Genomic DNA, 16,673 nt, shown 5'->3' on the forward strand with positions numbered 1-16,673 from the left:
CACGATGCCGTGCCGCAGCGGGCGTTCGTCGTGGACGTCGAGCCGGGCGGGACGAACGAGTTCGTGGTGCGGACCGCCCGCGGCGACTCGGTGTTCGTCGACGGCCGGGTGCTCGCGAGGGTGGTCGGCGAGTCCGAGGCGTTCCGCGGTGCGGAGCAGGCACCCGTCGCGCTGGCGCTGTCGAGGCCGCTGGACGGGTCGGGGCAGGTCCGCGGGTTCCACGAGACGTTGATCCGCGACTACGGCTTCCGTGAGTCGGTGTTCGAGCCGCGCCGTGACGGCTGGGCCGAGTACCGCGTCGCCCGCCAGGAACCGGCCGACGGCGTGACGCCGCACGCCGATGCCGAGCCCGCGGGGTCGGTGGACGGTGCGCGGGTGAAGGCACCGGTACAAGGGCAGTCTGGGGCTGGGCAGAGCGGTGCTGGGCGGACAGTGACCGGGCCGGACACCGACCGCGATCTCTCGGTGTCCTCCTCCACGCCGGAACGCGCGTCGTCGACCGGCCGGCCGCTGCACGGCGTGGACCCGGCCGGCGAGGTGCGGCGGTTCGAGGCCGGCGATGTGTTGGCGACCCCGTTGCTTCGCGGCCTCAAGATCGTCGGCCTGACGTTCGTCCACGGCGGCGGGTTCTACGAGTCCGTGCGGTGGGGCAGCGAGCCACGCGCACAGCACCTGCGGACGTTCACGAACCCGGAGTCGTTCCCGAGCAGCAAGGGTGCTGAGCCGACCGCGTCGCCGTGGCGCAAGGACGCGATGTACGTCGTGGTGCGCGGCGGAGAGGACTCGTTCGAGCTGCAGCTCAGGGGCGGCTCCGCGGTGCGGGTGGACGGGTCGACGTTCGGGCGGGTGATGTCCCAGCTCGACGACTTCCACAGGATTACCCGAAGCAACGACAGCGGGTCTCTGGTGCTGCTTGCCGGTCGGTCGGCGGCGGCTGACGCGGCCAGGGACTTCCAGCAGGCGCTGGCTGCCGCCGGCTGGGACCACCTGGTGGTGGCGCCGACTGCGGACGTGCACCTGCGCACGGCGTGGTTGAAGCGCGGCGGCCAGCTCGTCATGGACCGCGGTGGTGAGTGGCGGACGTTCCCGGCGCCGGACGTGGTCGAAGGGCTGGAGGTGCACGGACGCATCACCAGGGGGTGGAGCGCGGAGTCGATCCGGTTTCTCACGAGCGATGTGCGCGTGGGCGTGCTGCGCGGTCCGGCTGGTGCCCCGATGGGAGTGTCCTTCATGGTCGGCCGCGAAGGGCACTTCTTCGCGACGGAAATGGCGACGCCGCACGCGGGGACCACGTTCCAGGTTCCGGAAGGGCAGCCGCGCGCGGAGCGGGAGGTGCGCGCGGGCCGGGGCAGTTCCCTGGTCGCGCCGTGGCCGGAGCGGTCTGCCTATGTCGTCGCGCACGGCACCCCCTCCTCCGTGACGCTCAATCTCGTCGATGGGCGTGAGGTCGTCGTGCGTGGTCCGGCGCTGGCGACGGTGCTGCACGACCTGCGCCCGTTCCGGGAGCTGATGGCCGCGCACGATCCGGAGGCGCTCCTGCTGTTGTCATGCACGACCGCCCTGCTGCCGGGCACGGGCGGCGTCGCCCACGACTTCCAGCGGGCGCTGGCCGACGTCGGCTACCGCCAGCCCGTGGTCGCACCGACGACCAAGACCGGTGTGCACACGTTCCGCGGCGACGGGGCGTGGGAGAGTTTCCTGCTCGATGGCGGCACTTGGCGGCACTTCAGCCCGGCACCGGCGCTGATGCTGGGCAAGCTGCCGAACGAGCCCCGGTGGACCTCCTTCGACCCGGCGGGCGTGCGGTCGGAAGGCCTGGTGCGGGGAGACACGACGGTCGGTGTGTCGTTCCGGCGGGACGGCGGCGGCTGGCCGGCCGGCACGGACCACCGCGCGGTCCAGGGGCTGGAGCTGCCGAAGCGGACGTTCTTCGTGGTGGCCGACTCGGATGCCGAGGGCCTGTTCGTCGTGCACACCGCCGACGGTGGAACGTTGCACGTCAACGGCACGGGGTTCGCGCGGCTGGTCGCCGAGACCAACCAGTTCGCCGTCAGGGACTTCCGGTACGACTCCGCGCCGATCGTGCTGATCACGCCGGCGCCGCTGAACGCCCCGAGCCAGGGCCGGTCGTTCCACCTCGCCCTGGCCAACGAGTTCGACGCCCCCGGCCCGCACTACGTGCCCAGGGGCCCGGTGCACGTGTCCGGCGACGGCCGGACCCCGGTCATCCGGTCCGAGCACGGCTGGACCCTCCACGACCGCTGGCTCGACGGTCCCCAGGACATCGGTCAGCTCGCGGCTCAGCCCGCCGCCCAGCTGGCCGGCGCTCGTGGCGGCCGGTCGGTCCTGCTGCCCGGCGGTCGCGAGCAGTTCACGCTGGCCCCGGCCGCGCACGGCCGCGGACGCCTGAACGGTGTGGACCCGACTGGCAGGGTGCGCCGGTTCGAGCCGGGCGACGTCGAGGCCCAGCCGATGCGGCACGGCGAGCAGCAGATCGGTCTGTCGTTCCTCGGTGGCCGGGAGCTGCCCAAGTCGTTGCTGTGGGCCGTCGAGCCCGGCAGTGAGCACCAGCGGACCTTCGTGCACCCGGAGAGCTCGTCCCGGTTCCCGAGCAGCAGGGGCGCGGCGGAGATCGCGTCGCCGTGGGGCGCCGACGCGATGTACCTCGCCGCGCGTGGTGCGGAGAACTCCTTCGAGCTGCGGCTGACCGACGGCACGCCGGTGAGGGTGGACGGAAGGACGTTCGGGCGCGCGCTGTCGGGGATCGAGGCGTTCCGCCGGATGGCTGCCGACAACGAGGGAGGCCAGCTGGTGCTGCTCGCCGGCCGGACCGGCGCCGGTGCGGCGGCCGGTGACCTCCAGCGGGCGCTCGCGGCCATCGGCTGGCACCAGCAGGTGGTGGCGCCGACGAGCGATGTGCACCTGCGGACCGCCCTGTTCCAGCAGGGCGGCCAGCTCGTGCTCGATCGAGGTGGGGCGTGGCGGGCGTTCCCGGTGGCGGACGTGGTCGCCGGGCAGAACCTGGAGGTGGTCGCCCACGCCGGAACGACCCGGTTCCACACGAGTGAGGTGCGGGCGACCGTGCTCACCGGACCGCGCGGTGTCCCGGCGGGCGTCACCTTCCTGGTCGGGCGGGAGCTGAACGAACACGCGGACTGGATGGCACGTCCCCACGGCGGGACGACGACCCACGTGGCGCCGGGCGAGGACCTGCCCACGCGAGTGGCACAGGACCTGCGGGAAGGCCGGGGCGGCACCACTTCACCGTGGCCGGCGCGGTCGGTCCACATCATCACTCACGGCACTCCGCACGCCGTCTGGATCCAGCTGGCCGACGGCCGTTCGATCACGGTCAGCGGCGACGTGCTGGCCGCCGTGCTGCACGACCTGCGGCCGTTCCGGGACCTGATGGCCCGGCTCGAGCCGGACGCGGTGACGCTGATGGCGTGCCGGACGGGCAGCGAACGCGGTCGTGGCGCTGCGGCGGACGACTTCCAACGGGCACTGGCCGGGCTCGGCTACCGGCAGCCGGTGGTCGCGCCGACGACCCGCGTCGGATTCTCCGTGTTCCGCGACGGCATCGCGTGGCAGAACTACCTGGTCGATGGCGGCCGGTGGGAGCAGTTCTCGTCGGGCCCGGCACAGGTGCTGGGGCGGGTGGCAGGCGACGTCCGGTGGATCGCGTTCGATCCGGCCGCGGTGCGGTCCGAGCTGTGGCCGCACGGCGAAACGCAGATCGGTGTGTCGTTCCGGGCGGAACTCCCGACCGTGACGCACAGCGAGGTGCAGGGTGAACCGTTGCGCCGGCGCGCGTTCCGCGTCGCAGTGGAGTCCGATGTGGACGGTTCGCTGGTGGTGCGCACGGCTGGCGGCGTGCGCGTGCACGTCGACGGTGACACCTTCGCCAGGGTGCTGGGGCAGACCGCCGGGTTCGTGGACCCGAGCGGCTCCAGGTGGCCGGGTGCGATCGCGTTGATCACCTCTGGCGGACCGGTCGACGGCGCCGCCTTCCAGCGGACGCTGCTCCGCGAGTTCGCCGTCCGAGGTCCGGTGCACGAGGCCGGGGGCGCGGTGCACCTGCTCGACGGTGGTGAGCAGGTGGTGGCCGAGAACGGCTGGACCACGCACGGGCGCGAGCCCAGGCCCGCGCGGGAGGTCATCCACTTCACCCCGCCGTCGTTGCGGAACGAGCGCGCCGACGGGACGCTGGGTCGCGACGACGTGTCCGACCAGGACGCGCGGCTGGCCGCGTGGTTCGACGCGGCTGACCGCAGGGCGGAGGCGCGGCTGGCCGCCGAGCAGGACGCGCGGCAGGTCGCCGAGCAGACCGAGGCGCCCGCTGACCAGGTGGCGACGGCCGAGCGCGGTGCCGCCCTCAAGTCCGGTCGTTCCTGGTTGAAGCGCGTCTTCGGCCGGGAGACGGTGATGGCGGGCCTGGACGCGGCGACCGGTGAAGCGCGGACGTTCCGCCGCCGTGACGTCGTGGCGCACACGCTGATGTCGGACGGCCGCACGGTCGGTGTGACGTTCCGCAGCGGACCGGATCGGGTCGCGGTGCCGGTCACGGCGGCGCAGGGCAGGGTCTTCCACATCGATGCCGATGCGAGCGCGTCCAGGTTCGGCCTGATGTTGAAGGACGGCTCGCGCGTCACGGTCGACGGCGGGGTGCTGGCCGAGGTGGTCGCGAAGGCCAAGCCGTTCCGGACGGCGCAGACGCTCGCCGGTGTCGCCCTGCCGGGTGCGAACGCGGGCGTGCTCGGTCACGCCGGCGGTGCGGCGCACGACTTCCAGCGCGGCCTGGCCGTGTTCGGCAGGGACACCGCTGTGGTGGCCGAGGAAGGGCATGGCCGGTGGCGCGGGTTCGGTGGCGCCGTGGCGGGCGTCGAGGACAGTGGCCGGGTGCGGTTGTTCGGCGCGGCCGAGGTGCCGGTTCAGCCGGTGCGTGACGGCGACACCGTCGTGGGCGTGTCGTTCCGTGGTACGGCGGACGAGTCGATGCGCGCACCCGGCGCCGACTCCGCCGTGGTGGCGGTGGAGAACCGGCTCGACCGGTTCCAGGTGACTTTGGCCGACGGAACGAAGGTGTCGCTGGGTGGTTCGGCGTTCGCGGACGTGCTGGTGTCCACGTCGTTGTTCGGCGAGGCAAGGGAGAACCGCGGTGGCGAGGTCGCGCTGCTGGCGTCACGAGCCGGTGCGTCGGGCTGGCGTGGCGGCGCGGCCCGCGACTTCCAGGTCGCGCTGAGCGACCGGCTCGGTGTGGAGACCAAGGTGGTGGCGCCCGCCGGCGACCTGACGGCGCACGTGGACGGACTGGCGGGCATCGCCGAGGACGTCGAGGCCGAGACGTTCGATCCCGGCTGGCGGATGTTCCCCGCCGTGCCGCTGGACCGCCCGGTCCAGGCGGGCCACTTCGAGCGGGGCGAAATCCTCGACGTCACCCCCGCGGACGTGCAGGCCGTGCCGCTGGTCGAGGACGGGCGGGTCATCGGGGTCACGTTCAGCGTGGACGGCGACGGCCTGGACACCGCGCTGTCGTGGGCGGCGGCCGACGGCAAGGACACCACCTCCGTGCTGCCGCGGGACGTCGGCCTGAACGCGGACACCATGGCGCGCGCACTCGACGCGCAGCCGGGTCGCGCGCCGTGGCCGGAGAACACGTTCTTCGTCATCGGGCACAGCTTCGCTTCCGGTGACACGTCCGGCTTCCGCGTCCACGACCGCGAAGGCGCGGCGCTGTCGCTGTACGGGTACCAGTTCGCCGATCTGGTGCGGCGGCTGGAGCCGTTCCAGGAGCGGATGAGCGGCCCCGGCCGCCCGGAGGCGATCGCGCTGATCGTCTGCACGGTCGGTGACGACCGGCCCGGCACCGCCGCCCACGACTTCCAGCAGGCGCTGTCGACCGCCTTCGAGGTCGACGTGCCGGTGATCGCGCCCACCGACTCCGTCTACATCGGACTGCGGGACGGCCGCGCGGCCACCGCGCTGGAGCACGGCGGCACGTGGCTCGCGTTCTCCGGCGGCTACGGGCAGGTGCTCGGCACCGACGGCCAGGGCAGGCACATCGCGTTCGCGCCTGAGGAAGTCCGGTCGCAGACCGTCCGCGACGGGAACCGCCCGACGGGTTTGTCCTTTGTGGATGGAAACGGGCAGGCGGATCCGGCGAAGTGGCCCGCCGGTGCGATCGGCTTGGACGTGGCGGCGTCCGGTGATCGCTTCTCGGTCACGCTGACCGACGGCAGGACGGTCACGGTCGACGGCCGCGCGCTGGCGAAGCTGGTGATGGCGTCCCCGGCGTTCCGCGAGGCCGCCGGGGCACAACGGCCGACGGCGTTCATGGTGTCCGCGGGTTCCGAGCAGGGCGTCAGCGCGTTCCAGCGCACCGTGGCCCGCAGCTTCGGTCTCGACGTGCCCGCAGTGGTGCAGCGCGGTGGCGAGTGGACCGCGCACGCCGAACCGGCGCAGTTCGCCGGAACCAGCGCGGACGGCAGGGTGGAGCTCTTCGCCCGGCCCGCCGTGGTGCTGGAGCACAGCGCCGCCGGAGTGTCGTTCACCGGCGACCCGCTGCCCGGCGGCGGTGCGCCGGACGAGTTCCGCGTCGCCGTCTCCGGTACCCACGACCGCTTCGACCTGCGGCTGACCGACGGCCGCCAGGTCACCGTGTCCGGCAGGGTCCTGGCCGACCTCGTGCACGGCACCGGCGTTCCGATCGGCGAGCGCATCACCCTGCTCGGTTCGGCGGCCGGCGAGCTCGACGCACCCGGTGGCGCCGCCCACGACTTCCAGCGCGCCCTCGCGCGCCGGTTCGAGGTGTGGCAGCCGGTGTCGGCGGCGACCCAGGACGGCACCCTCCGCACGTTCCAGACCCTCGACACGCTGCCCCGGCCCCTGTCGGGCATCGAGCTCCCGTCCGGCGACGGGGGCCGCCGCCCGATCACGTTCCAACCGGGCACGATCTCCGCGGCCCCGCTGCGGCACGGCGACCAGGTCGTCGGCGTCACGTTCCGCACCGGCGAGAAACGCCTCGGCGCCGAGGCGTGGGCCACTGCGGGCACCGGCACGACCCATCTGCTCGGGGCCGACCAGTTCGACCTCACCGAAGCCGGTGCTGCTCGCCCGTCGCCGGCGCCGTGGCCCGCCCGCACCTTCCACGTCGACGTCGAGGAGTACATCGCCGCCGACATGCTGGTCGAGACCCAGAACGGCCGCAGGGTCGTGGTCGACGCCGGCACGCTGGCCGCGATCGTCGCCCGCTCGGAGCCGTTCCAGCAGGCCTACGGCGGCGCACCCGAGGCTGTCACCCTGCTCGCGTCCAACGCCGGCGCGCCCGGTGGCGCGGTGGAAGCCTTCCAGCGCGCGTTGCACGAGCAGTTCGGCCGCACCGAGCCCGTTTACGCGCCGACCAACGAGCTTGAGCTGCTGGTGGCGGGCACCGTGGTGCACGACGCGGGGGAGTGGCGGCGCGTGGAGGTCTCGCCGGTCGACGACCTCGTGGACGCCGTGAGCGACGTGGAGACAGCGCGCCCCATGTCCCTCGCCGACTTCCTCGGCGGCACGCCGCCACGCGACGAGAACCGGTGAGGACTACAGTCGGTGGTCACCTCCGCGCGGGCGTGGCCAGGACTTCCGTGAGTGATTCCCCCGGAGGTTGCCGCCCGGCGCACCAGGAGGCTCCACCGGCTCCCGATGGGTTCCTTGAATGGACACGCACGAGAAGCAACACGACGAGCACATCGGCCGGGAGGCTGTGATGGCGGAGACCGCCACGACGACCGAGCAGACCGAAGCCCGGTTCGAGGGTGACCAGTGGGTGTTCCTGATCGACCCGGCCTGGCAGGCGGAGCAACCGGAGCCCGCCGAGGGCGAAGAGCGCCCGCGGCCGCCTCTCGAGGTGGTCGTCGGCGGGTGGTTCGTCGAGCAGGACGGCACCACCAGCCGCTTCCACGCCAACCCCGACTACCTGCCGACGCGGCCGGATTCGCCGACCGACCCGGTGGACGCGACGCTGCAGATGGTCACGCGTGGCGAGGCCGAGCCGGGTGAGCTGCTGTCGATCATGACCGAGGGCAGCGTCTTCGGGCTCGCCGTGACCGAGGAGAACACCCCGGTCGTGGTGATGTCGCCGGACGAGGTGCCGTGCGTCGTGGTCGCCACGGCTCCCGCGCACAGCCGGCGCATCGCGGAGATCAAGGAGCTCGACAACATCGCGGCCTGGGCCGAGGTCAGCCTGGAGCAGCTCGTCGGCCTGCTGCCGGAGGAGGGCGTCGACGTGCTGCTCAACGCGGGCGCACCCGCGTCGATGCGGCTGATCGCCGCCGCGCTCCGCCAGGCCCTCGCCGAGGCTCCCAAGCCCGAAGCCGCCGCGCCCGAGGGCGAAGCCGCAGACGGCCGTCCGGCCACCGAGGCGGAGGCGCCGAAGTCCCGGGCCAAGAAGGCCAAGCCCGAGGCCGCCGCGGGCTGACGTCGTCGATGAAGGGCGCTTTCATCCACGAGAGGTCGATGAAGGCGCCCTTCATCGCGAGCGGAGCGGGTCAGGCGGTGAAGCGGCCGGTCAGCATGGCGGCCGCGAGTTCGACCCTCGAGCGGTAGCCGGTGCGGGAGAAGAGGCGCGACAACCGGCCCTCCACGCTCTTCTCGCTCGTGTCGAGCAACGTCGCGATCTGCTTGTTGCCCAGGCCGTCGGTCACGAGCACCGCCAGCAACCGCTCGTTCTCCGCCACCGTCGCCTGCCGGCCCGGCACCGGAATGCCGTGAGTGCGCATCAGGTTGCGCAACACCGACCGGTGCAGCAACGCGTCCATCGTGCCCGCCGCCTCGTAGGCCTCCGACAGCAGTTCCGGTGCGCCCACGCCGAATCGGACGAGTCGTTCCAGCCCGTCGGCCAGTTCCAGCGATGGCCGGCCACGCAGTAGTGCGGTGGCCTCGGCGGCCGCGCCTCGGTCGGCGTGCACGGTCGCGTGCAGGACGAGCCTGTTGATCTCAGCCTGCTCGGTGTGCATCCGCTTCGCCACCGCGGCGACGCGCTCCAAGTAGCAGGACAACGACATCTGGTCTCCCCGGCTGACGGCGATGTCCGCCAGGGAGATCCACAGCAGGTCCGTCAGTGCGACCACACCCGTCGCCTCGGCGTGGTCCAGCGCCTGCACGAGCACCGTGACGGCGTCCGCCTGCCGCCCGAACAGGCCGTGATGCGCTGCCTCGGCCACGGCGAGCAGGTGGGGGAGTGCGGGGACGCGCTCGCGGGCCGTGTTCACCATCTCCAGCGCGCGGACGAGTTTTCCCTTGTGCAGCAACAAGGTCGCGGCGACGTGGAACATGACGCCGTGGCCCGGGCCGCAGCCGGTGTGCGGTTCCGTGGCCAGGCTCTTGCGCACCAGCTCCAGCGCTTCGTCCGCCCGGCCGCCGGCGGCGGCCAGCGTGGCCTGGCACGCGAGCCGGACCGGCGCGTGGCCGGTGAGGGCGAGCAGCGGTTCGGCTCGCCGCAGTTCGCCGAGTGCCACCAGCGCCTCGGCGTCGCGCCGCAGCTGGTCGGACAACGGCTCGCCGGCCGCCACGCGCGCGGGCAGGGCCGCGACCTCCGCGTCGAAGGCGTCCGGGTCGCCCAGCCACAACCGGTTGAACGGCCCGAGATCGCGCAGGTGTCGTGCGACGAGGTGGGCGTCCGGGTGATCGCGCACGTCGGCGAGCACGTGCTGTGCCGACCGCCAGTCGCCGAGCGACGACAGCGCGGCGGCACGGCCGACCGCGCGCTGGACCTCGTCACCCGGCCACGGCCACCAGGTGCCGTCGGCGACCCTGTTCAGCGTGTCGAGTTCGCCCGTTGCGAACAGAGCGGCGAGGTGGCTCAGGCAGACGTCGACGAGCCGGCCGTCCGGCAGGTCGTCGACGTGCTCGTGCAGCACGGTGTCCGTCGAGCTCAGCGCTCTCCTGGCGGCGCCGTGCGCGAGGCAGGCGCGGGCGTGGTCGAGCAGGGTGAGCGCTCGCTCGGCGGGCTTCGGCGCGAGGTCGGCCGCGGCGCGCAGCCACCGCAACGGTCGGTCGGTGTCGTCCGGTGCCGCGCGCCGGGCGTGGTCGAGCAGTTCGGCGCGGGCCCGCTCCCGGTCGACGAGATTGCCCGCGTCGAGGAGCCGGTCGGCGAGGAACGCCGGGTCGGCGCACTCCGCAGTGCCCTGCCACAGCGCGGTCACCGCGATCTGGGCGATCCGGCGCCGCTCGTAGGGGCCGAGTGAGGACCGCAGCGCGTGCTGCAGCAGCGGCAGCCGGAACCGCCACGCCGTCCGCTTCCGAACGGGCAGCAGCACGCCCGCGTCGGCGAGCGTGCCGAGCAGTGCGCCCGCCTCCTGTTCCGGCACCCCCAGCACCTGACCGGTCAGGCGGGGCACCGCGGGGCCGAGCGGGGCCAGCACGGCGACCGCCTTGGCCGCGCTCCACACCCGGAGCCCCAGCCCGCGGACGCAGGCCAGCAGGCCGTCGCCCGGCTCGATCCGCGCCGGCCACGACGAGAGGTAGGCGTGCCGGTCCACGACCGTGATCGCGCCGATTCGCAACGCGGTGGCGACGGCGCTCGGCCAGCCCAGGGTCAGCGACCACAACCGGTCGCACAGCGCGGTTTCCGGCAGGGCGCCGGTCATCGACACCACCAGGTCCGGCAGCTCACCGCGCGGCACCGGGCGCAACGTCACCAGACGGATCAGGCCGTCGCGGCGCAGCCGGTCGAAAGCCGCGGCGAACGCGGGCCTCGCGTGCGGTGGCAGTGGCAGGGCGACGGTGGCCACACAGCGCGTTCCCGTCGCCGCGACCTGCCGGGCCAGCGCCTCCAGCGCACCCACGGCCGCGCCCGGCAGGCGGTGCAGGTTCGTGAACGCCGCCGGGTCGTGGCAGTCCCGCAACGAGGGCAGTGTCCCGTTGGTCAGCAGGTCACCGCCCGCGGTCGATTCGCTGAACGACAGGTCGACGACCTTGAACCGCTGATCGTGCCGTCTGCGGAGCTCGTCGACCACGGCCGCGAGGTCGGCTTCCGAACGGCCGCACACCACCGTCAGCGGTGAGCCGAGGTCGTCGGGGAGGAACGCCGTGAGACGTTCGGCGGGGACGGTGAGTCGATCTTGCTGCACGGGCGCACTACCGGTTCGGGTGGCGTTGACGGGACCGGGGTCCGTGAGGGAACTCCCTGGAGTGCCTGGGGCTTCGGGGCTGGCCGCACCGGTCCCCGCACTGCGGCGCCACACTAAACCAACCGGTGGACGGCCGCCACGCGAGCGAACGCTCTCCGTGGATCGCGGAATTTGTTGCACGAGTAGGGCATGTACGGCTGATCGCGGGTGGCGGCGTGGAGGATCGGACGCGGCGCAGACGGGAGGAAACGAGTGGGCCACGACGTGATCACGGTCAACGCCTCGGCGGCTCGCGGGCACCGGTCCATTTCGGACGCTCTGGCGTCCGCTGTGGACGGGTCCGTGATCCTGGTGAGCCCCGGCCGGTACCAGGAGTCGCTGGTGCTGACCAAGGCCGTCACCATCGCCGCTGAGGACGGTCCCGGCACCGTCGAGCTGCTCGCCGCGGACGGGCCCGCGGTGCTGCTCAACGCCGGTTCCGCCGCGCTCACCGGGCTGACCGTCTCCTCCGCCGACACCGACTCTCCCGCCGTCCTCGTCGCCGCGGGCCAGCTGAGCTTCACCGAGTGCGTCGTCACCGCCGCCGCGTGGTCGGCGGTCTACGCCACCGGTAAGGGCGCGGTGCTGATGCGCGGTTGCGAGGTCCGCAACCCGGCCGGCGCCGGCGTCGTGGTCACGTCCTCCGGCGGCAACCTGATGGACTCCTGCCGGCTGCACGGCCTCGGCACGTCGGGCGTGGTGATCGCCGAGCACGGCGAGCTCGTCATGCGCGCGTGCGCGGTGCGCGACGCGGGCGGCAACGGCATCTGCCTCAACGGGCACGGCCGGATCACGGTCACCGACTCGACCGTCACCGGCACGGCGAAGCCGGCCGTGGCGGTCGAACAGCACGCCGGCGCGGTGGCCACCCGCCTCGCGGTGAGCGACGTCGCCGGCATCGGCTTCTACCTGGCCTCCTCCGGCAACATCCTGCTGGAGGACAGCTCCGTGACCGGCGCGGGCGCCGAGGGCGTGTTCACCGCCGAGTCGTGCGCGCCCGTGCTGCGCCGGTTCCAGGTGCGCCGCACCAGGGAGCACGGCTACCTGTTCACCGGCCAGGCCGCCGGCACCGCGGAGGACTGCGAGGCCCGCGACGTCGTCGGCGTGGGCATCGGGGTGGCCGACCGCGGCACCACCGAGATCACCCGTGCCTCGGTGTCGGCGTGCACGGGCGCCGGTGTGCGGCTCAGCACCTCGGCCGACCCCTTCTTCCGCAGGCTGCACGTCGTCGGCTGCGACGGCGCGGCGATCGAGGCGGCCGACGGCGCGCTCGGCAGGTTCGAGAACGTCGAGCTCGAACGGTGTGGCCGCAACGGCGTCGCGGTGCTCACCGGTGCCCGCACGTCGATCACGGGGGCGAGCGTCCGCGGCACCGCGGGCGCGGGCGTGCTCGTGCGGGAGGCGACGCTCAGCCTGACCGACTGCGAGATCGCCGAGTCCGGTGGCGACGGCGTGCTCGTCGACAGCGCCGGTGAGATCGCCGCCGTCCGCTGCCTGGTGCGCAACGGCAAGGGCAGCGGCTTCCTGTTCGGCGTGGGGTCCTCCGGCACGCTGGAGGAGTCCGAGTTCACCGCGAACAAGGCCGACGGCATCGGCGTGCAGAGCGAGCTGAGCATCCGGATCGCCGACTGCCTCGTGCGCGACAACCACGGGTCCGGCCTGCGGCAGACCAGGGGCAGCACCGCACTGCAGGTGCTGGACCTGCGCAGCACGGGCAACGCGACGCGGGACGCCTACGGATCGGTGTCGGCGAGCGGCGCCACGACGGCCACGACCACGACCGCGGCACCGGCCGCTGCAGCACCAGCCCCGCAGCAACAGCAGGAACGCGGCGCGGCCAACGACCCGATCAGCGAGCTCAACGCTCTGGTCGGCCTGGAAGGGGTCAAGCGCGAGGTCAACTCGCTGGTCAACCTCAACCTGATGGCCAAGCGCCGGGTTGAGGCCGGACTCTCGGCGCCGCCGATGGCGAGGCACCTCGTGTTCGCCGGAGCGCCTGGCACCGGCAAGACCACGGTCGCGCGGCTCTACGGCACCGTCCTCGCCGACCTCGGCGTGCTGCGTTCCGGTCACCTGGTGGAGGTCGCGCGCGCGGACCTGGTCGCCCAGGTCATCGGCGGCACGGCGATCAAGACCACCGAGGTGTTCAACACCGCGCTCGGCGGTGTCCTTTTCATCGACGAGGCGTACACGCTCGCCGCCGGGCAGGGCGGTGGCACCGGCCCCGACTTCGGCCGCGAGGCGATCGACACGCTGCTCAAGCTGATGGAGGACCACCGCGAGGACGTGGTGGTGATCGCCGCCGGATACTCGCGGGAGATGGCCGAGTTCCTTCGCGCGAACCCCGGCATGGAGTCGCGCTTCAGCCGCACCGTCGAGTTCGAGAACTACAGCGCCGACGAGCTGGTCACGATCGTGCGGTCGCACTGCAAGCGGCACGACTACCGGCTCGACGAGAGTGCGGCCGAGGTGCTCACCGACTACTTCGAGCGGATCCCGAAGGACGGCACGTTCGGCAACGGCCGCACCTCGCGCAAGGTCTTCGAGGTCATGGCCGACCGGCAGGCGTCGCGGCTCGCGATGTCGGCCGAGGTGACCGCCGTGGACATGACCGTGCTGCTGGCCGAGGACTTCGACGCCTCAATGGTGTGAACCAGTCATCGCGACTTCGCGGAAATTGTTCAGCAGGTCGCGGAAATCGTCGGACGGGGCATCGCCGTCCGGTGTCTGCGAACTTTGCGGAAAGTCTTTCACGTGGTCCGTTTCCGCTTGGTTTCCCTGCTTAGCCTTGCGCTCATCGGTTAAACCCGCTCGTGATCCCGCCGGTCACCCGGATTTCCGGTTCGAAGGCAGGCTTGGCGCAGGCGAGGAGATGTGATCGTGGCCAACGAACGCAAGGCTGTGGTGGGGCGCGCTGCGGAGCTCGCGGCGCTGGGCGAATGCGCGTGCGCGGACGTACTGGTTCTGCTGCGCGGGCCCGACGGGATCGGCAGGACCACAGTTCTCGGTGAATTCGCGCGAACCGTACGGGAACGCGGAATTCGAGTTGTCTCACTTCCGGTCGCTGCCGAGGAAGAGCGTTGGGACCTGTTCCGCGCGAACGCGGTCACCGAATTCTTCCGAAATTCGTTCGCCGAGTTCGGAAGCCCGAAGGTTCTCGAGGCCCTCGCGGTGGTCAACAGGTGGTGCCGCCCGTCGGCGTACGAGTCGACGCGCTCGCGGATCGCGTTGTTCGCCGAGCTGGTGCGCCTGTTCGACCAGGTTCGCGCCGAGGGTCCCGTGGTGGTTCTCGTCGACGACGTGCACACCGCGGCACGGCCGGTGCTGGCCGTGGCGGCCGCGCGCCGGGCGGGGTGCACGGTCGTCGCCACCTCCGCCGCGGACGGCATGACCGCCGAGGCGACCGCGTTGAGCGGCCTCGCGGACCAGGTGCTCGACCTCGGCCCGATGTCCGCCGAGGAGATCGGCGAGCTGCTCAACCGCGCCTCCGGCGGTCGGCTGGACGTGGCCGTGGCGCCCGCGGTGCGCGCCGCGCTGGGATCGCTCGCCGGTCACCCCGCCGCCGCGCTCGCCCTGCTCGACCAGGTGCGCGGGGAGGGCGGCCTGATCGACGTGCTCGGGAGGCTGTGCGTGCACGAGCGGAGCCTCGAGACCGCGCTGCCCGCTGAGCACGACCTGGTCACCCGCACCACGGGGCTCGGCGACGCGGCGGTGCGGCTGGTCGCGCTGGCCGCCGAGGCCAGGTGGTTCGGCGTGGACGAGCTACCGGTGTTCGCCGCGGCCTTCGGGTACGACCTCGCCGACAGCGGAGCCGCGGTCGACCGGCTGGTCGCTGCGGGCGTCCTGCGGTGCGCCGACGACGGGGCGCTCAGCGCGGTCTCCCCGGCGCTGGCGAACGCCGTCGCCCGCACACTCGGGGCCGAGGAACTGAGGGTCGTGCACCGCGCCTTCGCCACTCACCTGCTGCGCAGCGGCTCCGCCCGGCCGGCGGTGCTGGCGGACCACATCGCACTCGCAGGCGCCGCGCTGACCCGGGACGCTTCGCTGGTGCGGGTGCTGGACCGCGAGGCGGCCCGGCTGCGGCGCGTCGACCCGGCGCTGTCCGCCCGCTGGTACCGGGAGGCGCTGCGGCACTGCCCGGCGGACTCGCCGGAGCACGAACGTCTCCTGTGGACGGTGCTGCACCTGCTGGTGCGCGTGGGGAACCACGAGCTCCTGGCCGAGGTCGTCGAGGAGGCGGTGACGGCGGGCACCGGGAACCGGTACGAGCTCGCGGCCGCCGCCGCGATCGCCTCCGTCCACACCGGACGCCCCCTGTCCGCCGCGGTGCACAGCACGCTCGCCGGCTACCCCGAGACCCTTGCCCCGCTGGCGTTCGCGGCGCGCTGGTTCGCCGGCACGCCGATTCGGGTGAACGACGTCGCGGCCGCGTTCGCCGAGTTCCGGATCGACCGGTGCGCCGTCGTGGACGTGGCCGAGATCGAGGCGATCAGGGCGGCCGACGACCACCACGACGTGGTGGCGATGTTCCGGCTCGTGCTCGGCGACGAGTACGGCGAGCCCGCGCGCGGTCCGCTGGCGGGCTACACCCGGCTGCTGCGCGGCTACCTCGGCGGGAACTGGCGGTCGATCACGTCGGAGGCCAGGCGGCTGGAGCTGCTCGCGGTACCGCACGTCGCAATCCACGACACCGCCCGTCTGCTGACCGCCGAGGTCCTGTCCTCGACGGACCAGAAGAACGCCGCACGGTGGCTCGAGCTGGTCGACGACGACTGCCAGCTGCCCGCGTTGCGCGCGTGGACCGAGATCGGCCTCCTCTACCGCACCGTCGGCTGGGGCGAGGCGGCCGAGCTCGGCTGGGCGGCGTACGACCGCGTCCGCGCCGAGGCAGAGCTGGACAACACCGCGGGACTGCGGTGGTTCCTGGCGCGGCTGGGCTACCTCGAGTGGACCATCGGCGACAACTGCGCGCTGGCGCGGGTGCACACCGAGATCGAGCGGTGGCACACCAGGTTCGGCGGGTCCGGCATGCACGCGGCCGAACGCATCGTCCGCGCGCTGGCCGCACGCGACGGCGCCGCGGCCGCCGAGGCGGTGGAGTTGCTGCGGGGCGGGGAGAACCAGGCGGAACTGATGCGGGCGTGCGTCACCGCCGCCTACGTCGGCGACGACCCCGGCACGTGGTACCAGGAGGCGCTGAGCATCGCGAAGCGCCTCGGCGAGGGCTGGATGGACGCCCACATCCGGCGGATGATGCGCGAGATGGGGATGGCGCCGCCTCGCGCGCGTGCTGCCAGGGACGACTTCTCCGAGGTCGAGCTCCGGATCATCGCCCTGGTCAAGCAGGGCAGGACCAACCGCCAGATCGCCACGGCGGTGCGGATGAGCGAGAAGACCGTGGAGAACTACCTCACCCGGCTGTTCTCGAGGACGGGCTGCCGTTCGCGGCTCGACCTGGCGGCCGCCAGTCTCGAAGGACGGCTCGTCGCACAACCGTGACCGCGTCACTCGCACCACCCGATC

General features: G+C 72.9%; 5 protein-coding genes (1 of these 5 only partly in view). 4 read left to right on the forward strand and 1 reads right to left on the reverse strand.

The features are described 5' to 3' along the window. Positions 1-7,578, forward strand: partial view of a WXG100-like domain-containing protein gene (locus C8D87_RS16335; RefSeq protein ID WP_146771728.1) — the 3' end only. 20,064 nt of this gene lie to the left of the window's left edge; the window shows 7,578 of its 27,642 coding nt (coding positions 20,065-27,642); its start codon lies off the left edge, out of view; it ends in the stop codon at positions 7,576-7,578. A 118-nt stretch (positions 7,579-7,696) separates the two neighbouring features. Continuing rightward, entirely contained in the window at positions 7,697-8,458 is a 762-nt protein-coding gene (locus tag C8D87_RS16340) for a type VII secretion system-associated protein (protein ID WP_112227294.1), read from the forward strand. A 70-nt stretch (positions 8,459-8,528) separates the two neighbouring features. Here C8D87_RS16340 and C8D87_RS16345 read toward each other — a convergent pair whose 3' ends face one another. After that, complete coding sequence (locus tag C8D87_RS16345; protein ID WP_112227295.1) at positions 8,529-11,111, reverse strand: helix-turn-helix transcriptional regulator; 2,583 nt, start codon at positions 11,109-11,111, stop codon at positions 8,529-8,531. Between the two features lie 252 nt (positions 11,112-11,363). Here C8D87_RS16345 and C8D87_RS16350 point away from each other — a divergent pair, with 252 nt between their 5' ends. Next, the gene (locus tag C8D87_RS16350; RefSeq protein WP_112227296.1) at positions 11,364-13,802 is read left to right on the forward strand and encodes a right-handed parallel beta-helix repeat-containing protein; all 2,439 of its coding nucleotides are present in this window, start codon (positions 11,364-11,366) and stop codon (positions 13,800-13,802) included. 228 nt (positions 13,803-14,030) lie between these two features. Further along, positions 14,031-16,649, forward strand: a complete 2,619-nt coding sequence (locus C8D87_RS16355) for a helix-turn-helix transcriptional regulator (RefSeq protein WP_170166445.1) — start codon at positions 14,031-14,033, stop codon at positions 16,647-16,649. The last annotated feature ends 24 nt before the right edge of the window (positions 16,650-16,673 follow it).

The sequence above is a fragment of the Lentzea atacamensis genome, assembly GCF_003269295.1.
GTDB lineage: Bacteria > Actinomycetota > Actinomycetes > Mycobacteriales > Pseudonocardiaceae > Lentzea > Lentzea atacamensis.